The 14,475-nt window shown below is 44.9% G+C and carries 10 protein-coding genes; all 10 read right to left on the bottom strand.

Annotated elements, in window-relative coordinates; genetic code table 11:
- Positions 1-43: 43 nt before the first annotated feature.
- Positions 44-1,360 carry an O-antigen ligase family protein gene (locus IM638_03890; protein ID MCA6362151.1) on the bottom strand — a complete coding sequence of 439 codons (1,317 nt, stop codon included), beginning with the start codon at positions 1,358-1,360 and terminating at the stop codon, positions 44-46.
- The gene (locus IM638_03895; GenBank protein ID MCA6362152.1) at positions 1,345-2,469 is read right to left on the bottom strand and encodes a glycosyltransferase family 4 protein; all 1,125 of its coding nucleotides are present in this window, start codon (positions 2,467-2,469) and stop codon (positions 1,345-1,347) included. The genes IM638_03890 and IM638_03895 overlap by 16 nt, the downstream gene beginning before the upstream one ends.
- The gene (locus IM638_03900) at positions 2,451-3,680 is read right to left on the bottom strand and encodes a hypothetical protein (GenBank protein ID MCA6362153.1); all 1,230 of its coding nucleotides are present in this window, start codon (positions 3,678-3,680) and stop codon (positions 2,451-2,453) included. The genes IM638_03895 and IM638_03900 overlap by 19 nt, the downstream gene beginning before the upstream one ends.
- A complete protein-coding gene (locus tag IM638_03905) occupies positions 3,677-5,800 on the bottom strand; it encodes a hypothetical protein (protein ID MCA6362154.1) in 2,124 nt (707 codons plus the stop codon). The genes IM638_03900 and IM638_03905 overlap by 4 nt, the downstream gene beginning before the upstream one ends.
- 80 nt (positions 5,801-5,880) lie before the next feature.
- Complete coding sequence (locus IM638_03910) at positions 5,881-7,065, bottom strand: response regulator (protein MCA6362155.1); 1,185 nt, start codon at positions 7,063-7,065, stop codon at positions 5,881-5,883.
- Between the two features lie 137 nt (positions 7,066-7,202).
- A complete protein-coding gene (locus IM638_03915; GenBank protein MCA6362156.1) occupies positions 7,203-10,049 on the bottom strand; it encodes a PAS domain S-box protein in 2,847 nt (948 codons plus the stop codon).
- Positions 10,039-10,575, bottom strand: a complete 537-nt coding sequence (locus IM638_03920; GenBank protein MCA6362157.1) for a heme NO-binding domain-containing protein — start codon at positions 10,573-10,575, stop codon at positions 10,039-10,041. Before IM638_03920 ends, IM638_03915 begins: the two co-directional genes overlap by 11 nt.
- Positions 10,572-11,930, bottom strand: a complete 1,359-nt coding sequence (locus IM638_03925) for a sigma-54-dependent Fis family transcriptional regulator (protein ID MCA6362158.1) — start codon at positions 11,928-11,930, stop codon at positions 10,572-10,574. Before IM638_03925 ends, IM638_03920 begins: the two co-directional genes overlap by 4 nt.
- Before the next feature lie 208 nt (positions 11,931-12,138).
- Positions 12,139-13,218: an undecaprenyl/decaprenyl-phosphate alpha-N-acetylglucosaminyl 1-phosphate transferase gene (locus IM638_03930; GenBank protein MCA6362159.1), complete on the bottom strand. Its 1,080-nt coding sequence runs from the start codon at positions 13,216-13,218 to the stop codon at positions 12,139-12,141.
- Between the two features lie 2 nt (positions 13,219-13,220).
- Positions 13,221-14,429 (bottom strand): DUF1972 domain-containing protein, encoded by a 1,209-nt coding sequence (locus tag IM638_03935; GenBank protein ID MCA6362160.1) that lies wholly within the window; start codon positions 14,427-14,429, stop codon positions 13,221-13,223.
- Between the last annotated feature and the right edge of the window lie 46 nt (positions 14,430-14,475).

A 14,475-nucleotide genomic window follows, 5' to 3' on the forward strand; every position in this document is an offset into this window, starting at 1 on the left:
TGTCTCAATAAGGACAGCCTTTTATATTCATCACCCTAACCATTCATCTCCTCATTCCCACTACACTTTCTTTACGCACCAGCGAACGTCGTATGTGCAGTGTTTTTGCCTCCATTGGAGTAAGCAAGCTGCTGCCGCTGCGGGTTGCATGCATTATGATGAGCTGATAAAACAAAATGCCGTAATTGGTTTCGCCAAAAATGCCAAATTCGGTAAATGAATTGATGAGCAGCGGAATCATCATCCCGTAATACATCAACTTTGTTTCTGTGTTTTCTGCGCGATTGAAACCGCGTATAGTAAATACCATTTGAAACAACACAATTGCAAAACCCACAAAGCCAAGATTCATGAGCACCTGAATAAAGGTATTGTGTGTCATTTGTCCGGCGTAGGTGTGTACGCCTTGAAAATAATCTTTGTACGCAATGCGCATAAACCCAAAGCCAAAGAGCGGTTCTTTGGGTAAACCTTCAGTGAGCAGAGCTTCCCAGAAAGGCAAACGCCCCGTCATGCTCATTACTTCATCAAGTCCGCCGCCACCTTCCTTAATCATGATTTTTTCAACGGCCACAGGCACAGCCAGCAAAGCGCCGATATACATTGCAGCTTTAAGTTTACGATTATCGGAGCGTTTGATGTGAAAGAAGAAAATGAGCAGAAGACCAATGGTTGACGAACGGGAGCCAGTCATTACCAACGCATACACCAGCACCAGTACTTTAGTGATGGTCCATACTTTATTTGATTTATTGTAAAGATCAAACAACAAACACGAAACGCCCAATGCACAAAGCATTCCAAGTTCATTGGGGTTCATGAAATACCCCCCCAGTCTGGCTTCTTCGCCACCATGTGTCATGCGGTAAAACTGATCAGGAGCAATGAACATGCCGGACACAAAAATCAGAATCATTAAAAAAATGGCATTTCCTGTAACCGAATAAAATCTGATGTGATTTCCCGGAAAATAGGTATCGAGTAAAATGAAACACTGGATAAAGAAAAAAGCAAACACAAGACTTTGCGCATCCATTACCCATTGTAAAGCACTGTAACCGGGGTTGGTTGACCATAACAATGAAACGAGACCAAGCAACAGATAGGCAACATACAAAAGGATGGCACCTTTATTCTTCCATCCAAAAGATGCAACAGCACCACGTTTCACAATGCTCCACTGCACGGCAAATACAGACACCACCATGAGCATACGGCTGGCTACTTTCAGTACGCGTGTTATGGCCACATTTTCGCTCCACGTAAAGAAGCCGCCTATCATGATAAACAGAATAAGCAGGAGCAGCCATTCGGTGCGACGCAGAAAAAGGCGGTGTGCAAATGTCAGATTGCCTTCCATGCTTTTAGATAGAGTTGCTGAAATTCGGGGATGATACGCTCCCAGCTAAATGCCTGTCTGATCATTTGACGTGCGCCATAGCGAAGTGCGGGCATTTTCCCGTTTTGTACTTCGCCATAAATTTTACAGAGCGCCTGTTCAACTTCGGATGCCGAAGTGCTGTGAATGACTTCGCCTGCGTGATAATTCTGTACGGCCTCTGCCAGGTTGGTTGCTTCGCTAATGAGGCAGGGCACACCCAGCGAAGCCGCTTCGAGCACCGATGCAGGTAAACCTTCGTTGCGTGAGGGATGGGCAAAAACAGAAATATATTTGAGCAAGGCTGTTTTATCATTGCCAAATCGGCTTCCCCAAAGTTTTACTTTATGCTGAATGCCGTGAGAAACAGTCATTTCGCGCAGCCGTTCCAGTTCAGCACCATCTCCAATAATCCAAAGTTGTGTGCGGTTGTTGTTTTTGGCAAACTCCGCAAACCCGTCAATGAGGGCATCAAGCCCCTTTGTATATACATCAATACGCCCGCAAAAGCCTACGATAAAATCAGCATGTTGTTCGTACCGGGGGGCGCATTCGTCAGCGGCTTCAAAGCCATAGGGAAGTAATGCGGCTTCCTTACCGGGCATCACTTCGTGCAGGCCGTGTATTTCGCTTTGACCGATGCAATGAACTACGGAAGCGGCTTCGAGGAGTTTACGTTCAAACAATATGGTATAAATTTTTTTGCGCAAACTACTTTTGCGTCGGGCAATTGTATTGTAGCTGCCGTGCGGAGTAAATACAAAACGAATATTGTTTTTCTTCATCCACAATGCAGCCGAATAAAACAGGGGAATAAAGCCACCATGAATATGAAAAACAGCCTTGCCCTTTTTTTGGGCAATTGCCTCGCTTAGCTTTCGGCTCATTGCAAACGGATTGCGTGACGCTAAAAACAAGCGTGTGCTGAAATTACGTGGCGGATAATCATGTTCGGGATTCTGTGTAATACCCCAAACCTGCACATTGTGCCCTTGGGTAGTTTGTTTCGAAGCTAGTTCAAAAACTACTTTATTCACGCCGTTCATCCTTTCGGGATTGGCTTTACCAAGAATCAGATGAATGATTTCCATGTAAGATGATGTTTATGGTGAAGAATAATGAGCCAGTAGCAAAGAGGGAAAAACTGTGCGGCGAAAAGTCCGGCCACAATTGCCAATGCATCAGCCCCGGGGATAAGCAATGCAAAAGAAGCAGCCACAACCGATAGGATTGCGCCTGAGAAATAAAGTTGATTGAGATGTAGGCTGCGTAAAGCAGTGCGCACACTATAGCCCAAAGTAACAAGCAGATAAACTGCAGCGAGTGCCGGAATGATACTGCTGCTATCGGGCACATCGTTACCACCAATAAATTGCATCAGCGGGCGCGCAAACAGGCAAAGCACAAGGGCAAACGGCACATACAAAAGCAAAAGTGTGAATGTCATTTTACGTAGTCCGGCTGCCAGTTGTGCGCTGTGTGCGGCAAGGGCAGCAGCTTTGGGGAGCGCATACGTTTCGGCAGCCTGCAAAATGAGTGTAAACGTGCTAAACAACTGCTGCCCCAGGCGCAACACGCCCAAAGCTGCTGCACCCGTTCGTGCAGAAAGCGCCAGCATGAGCAGATTGCCCGAACACCATTGCAGTAAAGCCGTGTAAAATAACCAGCGTCCCTGACGAAAATGTATGCGCAGGGTTAGATGCCACATACTACGCTGCACAACCGGCCTGCCAAACAACCACATGCTGGCCGCAAGCATGGGGCACAATGCCGCAGCCGATGTGAACAATGCGTCCTCCACAGTAAGCGTATGGCGCTGCATAAAAAGTAAAGCCAGCAACAACAGCGACACACACACATCAAGCAGAAGCACTGTTTTGTAGTTGCTTCGGGCAAGCAGTACACGCCGCACACCGTCGGCAGTAAGCTGTGCGGCTGCATACACGCATATAGCCGCCGAAGCAGGAAACAACTGCACAAAGGCAAACGGCAATTGTCTGAACAGCAGAACCAGCAAAACAAGTAAAGTCGTAAGCATCACCAGCCCCAGCAACACAGCCTGTGTATATGCCTTACGGCGATGCACCGAAATCCTGCTGAAGTTTACCTGAAACACACCCGAAATAAATGCCTGCTGCACGGCCTGCAACAAAAAAAGCAAAAGTACCACAGCCGAAAAACGACCATAACCATCCACCCCGCTTGTACGCGCAATGAACAACGACGAAAGCAAGGCAGTACCGCTCACCACAGCCTGATCGGCTACCACAGCCAAACGGTTTATGTACCTTAAGATATTCATGCCTGAGCTTTTTTAATCCGCTTCATCCATGTATGCACAAAGTCTGATGCTTCGCAAACAAACAGCCATGCACTGCGCAAAATGCTGGGTGTATAATCCGCTCGGTTGAGCACATAAGCGGGGTCGGGCAATCGGAACTCGCTGCACAGCATGTCGTTTTGCACAAGCTGTTTCCTGCGCGTATTGCGCGAATCGGTAACGAGAAAATTATGGTCGGCAGCAGCCATAATGCGCAGGGCATCGGGGTTTTTTCGCATACAACCATTGTTCCAGATAATCAGCGTATGTGTTTGCATCCACTGCTGCATCATTTCACGCAGTGTGCCTGCATTGCGTATTGCCAGCAATTGTTCGCCCTGCATACGGGTAATGCTGCTTGCTGCTGCTGAATCAGAAAGTGTATTATCAGCATCGGCAAGCAAGACCGAATAGCCGGCATCTGTTGCCGCAGCGGCAAGCTGCATGCACATAAACTGGCGGCCATCTTTATCCGTATCTGACGAAAACACAAGCACTTTGCCTGGGTTTAGCTTGTTTCTCAACTCAAGTTCAATGAGCCAGCGACGAAAGAAAAGTTGTTTTTCGGCCTGGTTTTTGAAAACGGGTACACTTGCATCAAGCGGCAATGATGTATTTCGCTGAAGCGTATCGGCATCATTAACACGGGCTTTTTGAAAATGCACGATATAAATAAGCGTAACAGAAGCCAGCATGCCAAGAAAGCCCGCCAGAATGCGAATCAACCCGGCATTGGGCGAAACCGGCTTCCGGGCTGCTTCTGCTGCAGTAATAATTCGGTGAAACGAAATGCGCGCTGCCTGTGCAATTTCGGCTTCAGTACGCTTTTCATGCAGGAAGCGGTAAAGTTGTTCGTTTAAACTGAAATCGCGCTCAAGATCATTCATACGCCTTTCGCGCGAGGGTAGTCCAACAAATACCGCTTCCGCATCACGAATGCCCTGCTCAAGCTCAAAGAGTTTAATGCGCAACGCTGTTTTCGAATTTGAAATGCTTTCGCGGAGATAAAGAATCAGATCCTGAAGCTTGGCGTCGATCAGTTTTACTTTCTCATGTTCGGCCGTGTAGCGGGTCAGCAACTCCTTTTTCTCGGCTTGAAGTGCTTTTATTTTAAGCACAATTTCGGTAGAAAGCAGATCCGTAAACTGCTCAAAATTTGGCGCCAGTTCAAGAAAGCGATCTACCCCTTTTTGAATCGCCGCATGTAAGCTGTCAACCGCCGAAAGGCTCATCTGCACACTGATGTACTGTTTTTTCAGGTCGGATATTTTACGCAAATCGGTTTCGGTTTCCTGCTTGATATTTATTATGCGGTGAGTATCACGATACATTTCAATATCATCTTCACTCCTGCTTAGTTTTTTACCATACGACTCAAGTTGCTGGTCAAGAAATTTTCGGGTTGTGTCTGCTACCAGAAATTTGGTTTCCACAAAATCATTGAGATAAGCCATTGCCACGGCATTGGCCATATCGGCAGCTTTATCAGGCACAGCACTCCGGCAACTGATACGTAATACAGGAACCTCTTTATCAACAGCCATTACATCCAGCTGCCCGCTTATCATTTCCTTTTGCTTCTTTAAGCTGTTGAATACAAATTCGTAATTATCATTTATTCGTATCTGCTTGTTTGCAGTAATAAATTCGTCGTTTTTCACAATCAGTATTTCGCCGCCGGCGGTAATAATTTTTTGCCCGAATACCGATTGATGCACTACACCGTCGGGTGAAGTGAGTGTGAGTGTATCGTTACTCACACATAGCTTAAATGGTTTATCGAACCAATTTTCTTTGCTGAGATTTACCAGTATGGTAATGGGTGAATTCTTGTACAGTTCTGTTTTATTAATTTTCCCGATGCGTGAAATACTTACTTCAAGGTTTAACATGTGCGCTGCCTTTTCCAGCAGTACACCTGATTTTATCAGTTCAACTTCAGCATTTATTTTATTGCTGGTGGCAAACACGTCAAAATCATTAAACAAATTGGCACCTGACGGGCCATCGTGGTTATCGGCAAGTTTGATGAATGTGGTGCTTTCAAACACAGGAGTGACATAACGCAAATACCTGTTTGCAACCAGTACACCAATTGCCATACAAACAATTACGATTGGAATCCCTCTGTAAACGGGACGCAATACGGGAGGCAGAAGTGAGGCAATTTTCATGGTGCAGATCAGCGGAAAAAATTAAACACCAGTGCAAGCGCACTAATCACACTGGCTATCGGAATAACAGAGCCTGATTTTTTATCCCACATTTTTCCTTTGCGCGAAGGCACCACAATAATATCACGGGGATGAAGCTGAATGTTGGTTTCGAGATGCTGGTCGCGGCCGGTAAGATTTACGGTTACCTGCTTTTGCAATCCATCTACAATGCGCAACACCTGTATTTGTTTTTTGTCGGCATAAAATTCAAAACCGCCAGACCGGCCAATAAGTTCAATCAGCGTATTATGTTCTTTTTCGAGCAGATAATTTCCGGGGGTTTTAACTTCACCCAGCATGGTAACTTCTTTGTTTAGCACTTTTACTTCTAAAACCGGATTAACTACCAGCAACGAATACTTTTTCACAAGTGTGTCCTTCGCTTCACGCTGTGTTAGCCCACCAATTTTCACACGTCCGATGCGCGGCACAGGAATCATTCCTTCAGCATCCACCATCAGCCACTTTCCATATACTTCATTGGAATTGTATATTCCATAAAGAGAGCCCACGCTTAAATCATCGTGATTCCATACGCTGATGGTTACTTTATCATCTTTACTAATCCGGTATTCATAAAACGGATCATATTTAAAAAAGGCCGTATCGCCCGAAACCAAATCATTTGCAGCCTGCTTTTTCTCAAAGAGATTCTGGGCAGAACATCCGTTCAGAAAAAAAAGCAGCGGAAAAAACGAAAAAGCAAAAAACAACAACTTCAGATTATTCCAAAATCCACCCTTACGATTATTACCCATTTGCTTTTCATGCAATTTAATACGCACCTGCATGATCCGTTCAAGCACATTCGAAATCTTTCCCTGATCGTCCTGACCTTTTATGATGTAGTCAAAGGCTCCATACTTCAAGGCATCCACAGCTACAGAAATTGATTCCTGCGATGAAATAAAAACCACATAGATGTCTGGATTAATGCGCTTGATTTTCAAAAGCACATCCAAACCATCCATATTGTTCATAACATGATCCAGGAAAATAATTTCGGGATGCCCGGTAAGCTGATTAATTGCCTGCTGCCCGTCTTCGAAACAGGTAATTTTTGAGTACCCAAGTCTGCGCAGCATTTTCTCATAGATTAACCGGTAAAACGGATCATCATCTACAAGAAAGATTTTTGGATTTTCAAACATGGCTGTCTTTTTAAAAAGCAGTCCATGAATACTGTGCCAATTATCTATTCAACTGATATAATGGCACTTAAGCCATCAGCCACATTCCGGAATTCTTTGTTATAGACAGTCTTTTCCAAAAAATAGAAGGCCGTATTTTACAAATAAAACTGTCTGATATGCTCAATAACCCCATTCACCCTATCAGTTAAGTCGGCAAATCGTTCACTAACTTGAGGAACGGGATTATTGTTTTTCCCTTCGGTTTCAATTTCAGCAAGAAGATTGGTGGATATACCCACATCGTTCAAAGAAGGTTTGATTCGATGAGCAATACGACCCATTTTCACAAAATCTCCGGCATCGCAGGCGGCTTTCATTTCTGCCAGTTGAGCGGGAGTTTCCTTTACAAAAATCGTGAGCATTTTATTCAGAAACACCTTATCGCCAGCCGCAATCTTTAACAGGCGCGAAAGATCCGGTGTATAGTCGTCATTCATTGTATTCTCCCGCAATATAACGGAACCAATGGCAATCCACTTAAAGACTTTCTGAATGAGTTGCTGCTCTTCAAACGGTTTGGAAAGAAAATCATCCATACCGGCAGCAATACACTTTTCGCGTTCACCCGTAAGCGCATTTGCTGTTAAGGCAACTACAGGCAAACCCGTTCCATACAACTGACGAATTATGCCGGTACACTCAACGCCATCCATCACAGGCATCTGAACATCCATAAGTACAACATCTGCATCCCGTTTTTCTAACGCAAGTACCGCTTCGGCTCCATCGTTGCACACAATTACTTCGGCTCCGTAGCGTTCGAGAATTGTGGTGGCGAGGAGCTGGTTATAGGAATTGTCTTCAGCAAGCAAAATCGTTTTGCCGCTCAGTTGGCCATCAGGAGTAATATCGGGATGCTGCACACTTATATCAGAACTATTTCCGGCAGGCAACAACAAATTAACTTTAAATACCGACCCTAGCCCTTTTGTACTTGCAACCGAAATACTTCCACCCATAAGCTCAACCAGCTCGCGGGTAATCGCCATGCCCAACCCGGTTCCTCCGTACATACGTGCTGTTGAATCATCTTCCTGACTGAATTTGCCAAACATCTGCGTCAAAAATTCGTTACTCATACCAATTCCTGTATCGCTTACGGCAAGCTCTATTTCCTGTCCGAGTTTGGCATTCTGAATTACGGTCACCTGAACTGATACTTTGCCCTGTTCTGTAAACTTTATACTATTTCCGATCAGATTAATGAGTACCTGCGTAATTCTGAAAGGATCGCCAATGAGAACGGGCGTAAGGTTTTCGTCGATTTTACATTCAAGCAGAATACCTTTTTCTTCGGCTTTCGAAAAAAGGATGCTGCATACTGTTTTTACAACATCAACTAACGAAAACGTAATACGTTCAACAGTTAATTGCCCCGCTTCAATTTTCGAGAAGTCGAGAATGTCGTTAATAATTACAAGCAGGTTGGCACTTGCCGAATTAATGGCATTCACAAACGTGCGTTGCTTACCGGAAAGCGGCGTATTGAGCAATTGCTCGCCAAAGCCCGAAATCGCATTCATGGGTGTTCGTATTTCATGACTCATGTTTATCATGAACGATTCTTTGGCTTTAGCCGATTCTTCGGCAAGCTTGCGGGCTGTACGTAGCTGTTCCTCAAGCTCCATCTGATCTGTAATATCCACATGTACGCCAATGCTTCCGATAACGGTTCCTTTTGAGTCATACATAGGCGCTCCGGAAATCATCCACCACCTGGCCTCGCCGCGTTTGTTACGCACCTGCATTTCATAGGCATCCGAAATACCCTGATTCCGTTCTTTCTGCCGGCTATTGAAAGTCTGGCGGAGTTCTTTAGGTAAAAGTAAATCGTATGTTTTCCGGCCCAATAATTCGTCAGTCGTGTAACCGGAAATATTACAGAACGACTGGTTGGCGTAAACGATTTTTTCTTCAAGATCAACCTCAATGAGTCCGAGGTTCATATTTTCTATAATGCCTCTGTACTTTTCTTCCTGTTCCTGAAGTTTCTGCTCATAGCGTTTTGCAGCTGTAATATCAGTGTATTTCCAGAGATGCCCCTTGTATTCATTATTCACAAAAAACGGGATATAATCGCGGTTGAGTACACGGCCATCAGCCATAATCAACTCTTCACCGGTAACAGCTGTTTTCTGTTGGAGCAGGTCATTAATGCGGGCAATAAAACCTTCGGGATCCTCGAACAACCCTTTGCTTTGTTCGGCCGATTGTGAACAATCCATACCTCTCAGTTCGGCAGGCGAAAGCGGTATGCTGAAAATCTGACAAAAGGTATGATTGATTACCTCAATATGACGCGTTTCACTCTCGAGCAGCACGCCTGAATTGAGGTTGGTAATCATGTGCAAAAGCTTATCTGCAGCCAGCCGCAACTCTTCTTCTGCATGCTTTTGTTCTGAAATATCAGTATTGACGCCAATTATTCGCAGCGGTTTTCGCTTCTCGTCAACCTCAACGGCACAACCACTATCGAGTAACCACTTCCATCCTTCGCGCTTTGAACGCATTCTGAATGCAAGTGTATGTTCGCTTCTTAAACCGGTTGAATATTCTTTATATACTCCCAATACCCGGAGCAAATCATCGGGGTGCAGAATGCTAAGCCAGAAATCAACATTATTTTCAAATTCATGGGGAAGATACCCCAATACTGATTTATAGCGCGGGGAAAATATAATTTCATTTGTTCTGAAATCAACTTCCCACATCCCATCGCCCGACCTTTCGATGGCAAACTTTAGTCTGCTTTCACTTATCTGAAGTTCATGAGTACGGCTTTGTATTAATGTTTCGAGGGTTTTATTCTGTTCGCTGAGTTTTTCATTCACATAATACAGCTCGCGGCTTTTCATTTCCAGAATGCGCTCAGAAGCCTTGCGTGCATTGCGTTCACGCTCAAGCATACGCCTCAGCACAGCAATTTCATCCTCAGCACTCATTGCAACTGATTAAAAACTCCGTTGTGCCATCGGGCAATTCCTTTCGTACAAGAATCAGGCTGGTCTGGTAATAATCACCGCAACCTAAAATAAGTCCTTCGGCCACATCCGCCATTCCACGATGCGACTGATATGTAAGTTTTATTTGTTGCTCCGAAATACGCTGAGGCTGAAGCGCAGGTGGTCTGGACTCAGGGTATAATTTCTTTACTTCCACATGTATGTGCGTCTCAATCTTCTCAAGAAAGCTGAGCGGATCGGTAATGCCCACTATCATTTCAGGATATTGCGCGGCCAGGCGGCCAAATAAATAACGCCCGTACACTTTCAGTAACTCCTCAACAGGTATTCCGGTATGCTTGCTCAGGTTAACCACAAGGTTAACCATTTGTCCGTGCGGATATGACCCAACTGAGGTATAGCTATCAGACTCAATATTTGGTTGTGAAACAATTATATCAACGGTTTTGATACCAAACCGCTTTTCAACCATTTCAAGGAATTCAGTAAAGATTAAGCCTTTCATTCGCTCTCGTTTTTTACCTCGCCGTCTTTTATCATTTTGTAAATGGTCGATTTTCCGACATTTAGTTTTTCAGCCACTTTCACAATGTTGTGGTTGTATCTGCGCAGGTAGGTTTCAATTATTTCGATTGTATATTCTTTCAATGTACGTTCACTGCCCGATAAAACGGATGTGCGTGTGTTGGGTGTAAAAGAAATTTCGCTGCTTTTTATTTCGGGCGGATCGGCCAATACAGCGGCAAGTTCAATAATTGATTTGAGTTCGCGCACATTACCGGGAAAGTGATACTGCATGAGCTTGTTTGCTGCATCGGTTGACAATTTAAGTGGCTGAAGGGCATTCGCTTTACAAAACTCATCGAGAAACGAGCGTGCAAGCAGCAGAATATCATTGCCCCGCTCACGCAGTGGAGGCAGATGAACCGGAAATCCAATAATTCGGTAATACAAATCCTCTCTGAAACGACCAGCTTTTACTTCCTCTGCAAGGTCTTTATGCGTAGCCACAACCAAACGTACATCGAGTGAAACACGTTCATTGCCACCTACGCGGATAAGTTCACGTTCCTGCAATACACGCAGCAGCTTGCTTTGCATGGATAAATCCATTTCAGCTATTTCGTCGAGAAAGAGTGTGCCTTTTTCGGCTTCTTCAAAACGCCCGTGCCTGCGTGAAACGGCGCCGGTAAAAGCACCTTTCTCATGTCCGAACAATTCACTTTCGAGCAACTCCTTTGGGATGGCGGCCATGTTTACAGCCACAAACGGCCTGTTACGGCGGTCGCTGTTAAAGTGAATTGCTTTTGCCACCAGCTCTTTGCCTGTGCCCGTTTCGCCGGTAATGGTTACGTTTATGGATGTGCGTATCGCCTTTTCAAGCAAAGCAAATACCTTGCGCAGCGCGGCACTGTCGCCTTTAATACTATTCGAAAATGAATACTTTTTGCCAAGCTCCTCTTCAAGATACTCCACTTTCCGCTGAAGTGCATGTGTTTCTCTCGCGGCATTCACTGTTGACCAGAGCAGATCTTTTGTATTCTCGTCTTTCAGCAAATAATCATAAGCTCCTTCTTTTAGCAAACTCACTGCAACAGACACATCCTCCTGTGCACTGATAATTACAACTGGAATACCAGGATAACGCTCCCGTATTTTACGAAATAGTTCCTGCCCGGTCATATCAGGCAAGCCATAGTCTATTGTAATCAAATCAGGAGAAGCTGATAAGGCCTTTAAACAGTCGTGCCCGTTTGTGAACAGCGTAACCGAATTATCCGGATTAAGACTAAGATGATAGTCAAGAATTTCCCCATACCAGGGATCATCTTCCACAATAAAAATTCTGAATGTGCTCATAACGTGCAGGGAAGTCACAGACGAAACTTTCTTTCGTGTTTACATGATGGATGAAATGATGAGTTACATGATCTGTTTACTTATTTTACTGAAATACAGATTGGATTATATTATCCTGAATTTAAATGTATTCCAATAACCGGAACTCACATCAATTTGAACGAAATTTTTAAGAATAGGTTACACAATGTAAGTCGCTGAACAGCAACTACTTATAACTTCTTTCGTTTTCTCTTACCATGTTTTTCCATTTTTCGAACCGGGCGATGGCTTTTACAAACCTTGTAAAGAGCAGTACCATAGTAAGCTGCACAAGCAGAATATATGTCGTATCTAATTTATCTATGGTAAAAAGTGAAAACAGGAGAATACCTATCTGCAACACAAAAATGTGTTTCACAGCCGAGGGGTGATTGTTTCCTGCCAGCAGCAACCAGTGATGCAGATGACTGCGATCGGCCATAAAAGGCGAACGTCCTGACCCGATCCGATAAGCAAACACACGTAAAGCATCGGCCACGGGAAGAATAAGTATAGCCGAAACTAATGCAGCATACGGATGTGCAGTAGTGTTTGCCCCCTGTTCAAGAATAGTCATACCCGACGCCGCCAGCAAAAATCCCAGCATTTGCGAACCGCTGTCGCCCATAAAAACCGAGGCTGGTGTAAAATTGTATTTTAGAAACAGAACCAGTGCTGCAATAAAAGGCAACAGCAGCAACAGCATTGATGTTGATCCGCATAATAAAAAAAGAATACTGAATACAGTAAGCCCTGTTAAAGCCAGCACACCCGAAAGTCCGTCGATTCCATCGATAAGATTAAACGCATTGGTGGCTCCGGCATAAATAACCGTACTTAACAGAATCTGGGCCGGCCATGCAAGTTCATACACGCCAAACACACCGTGCAACGATTGCAGCCTGAGCCCTGAGAGCGAAAGCAAGGCACCACAGCCCAACTGCACCAGCAAACGCATCAACGGCCTGAGGTTTCGCTGATCGTCCCATGCGCCTATGCCGCAAAGTACAAGCAATGCAAGTGTTTCAAACAGGTGCGAAGCCAGAAAAGACCGGCCCGTTTCAAACATAACCAGAGCTCCAAACACAGAAAGAGCAATAACTACACCGCCGGCTGCCGGCACCGGCTTAATATGTTTCTTTCGGTTGTCAGGCTTATCAACCCAGCCTTTATGCAAATAGACACGAATGAAGGCCGGAAAAAGCAAGGTGGCCAGCAGAAATGAAACTCCTGCCATGAGTAATGCCTGAGTGAGATGTGTGTGCATATTCAGCGTTTTTGATAGAATAATTGAGTTGACTGGAGATGTGTTGCGCCGAGCTCGCCCAATTCATGTATGCTCAGCAATTCTGCATTCGACTGCAGCGAGTTGCGTATTTCCCCTTCAAGTGCACAGCGTATTACATCGCCATACCGCGCAGCCACTGCATGCCACGTGTAACGTTGCGCTGCAATTTTTTTCATTGCATTTCCCTGTGCAAGAATTTTAAGGTAGGGTGTGTGCATAACGAGATTGGCAAGCGAAGTTGCATCGGCGAAATACAGGGCTTTTTGCTGTGTGGTGGTGCGGTTGTAGCTCACATCAAAGCAGCACACACAGCAACCTAAAGTCATTGCTTCTACCAGCGAGGGGTTGGTGCCACCTGCACTGTGGCCGTGCAAGTAGAGCATGCAGTTGGTGCGCATCGCATCAATTAGCCGCTGATCGTAAATCGGGTCGAGCAGGAAAATGTTGCCATAATCGGCGTATTTTTCCAGAAGGGTTTTCCCGTATTCGCTTTTGCTCCAGTTACCCACCAGCACCAGTTGTCTGTTTGGAATACTACTGAAAGCATCAAGCATGAGATGAATATTATTTTCAGGCTCAATGCGGCACACTGAAAATGCATAGGGTTTAGATAAAAACGGGTATCGTTTTAAATCGGCATTGGTAAAACTCTGCTGCGTCACATGGTCGCCCCCGTATTCAATAATGCAACTCAAACTCTCGTACCGTTTTGCGGTGTAATCCTGTATGCTTTCGTTATCGGCAATATTCACATGTGCATAACGCACGGCAAGCATTTCGGCAAACCATAAATACCACGCAGCCATACGCCCCCATTTATCCCGCTTCCACTCAATCCCGTCAACCGACACAATAATTTTTTTGCGTGTAAACCAGCGCACAAACGGAATCATAAATCCGCCGCTTACACCAAGAATAAGCAATACATCGTTTTTGAAAAGCGCATGTAATATACTTACTGCGTCGTAAATAATACTTTGAATACCGTTGGCTTTAAATGGCAAATACACAAGCCGGGTATTCCCTTCGTGCGCTTTACGCTCCTCTTTACGGTAAGCCTGCTTTGAGCAATACACCGTAAACGAATAATCATTGCCCAAATGCGCAGTCAGGCGCGCAGCAAGCGTTTCAAATCCGCCGTATCGGGCCGGTATGCCCACAGTTCCTATTATGGCTACTCTGGAATTCATAGGTTTGAATTTTACTGCTTAATACTTGTACCGTGCCATACTCCTA

It is taken from the genome of Bacteroidota bacterium, assembly GCA_020402865.1.
Taxonomy (GTDB): domain Bacteria; phylum Bacteroidota; class Bacteroidia; order Palsa-965; family Palsa-965.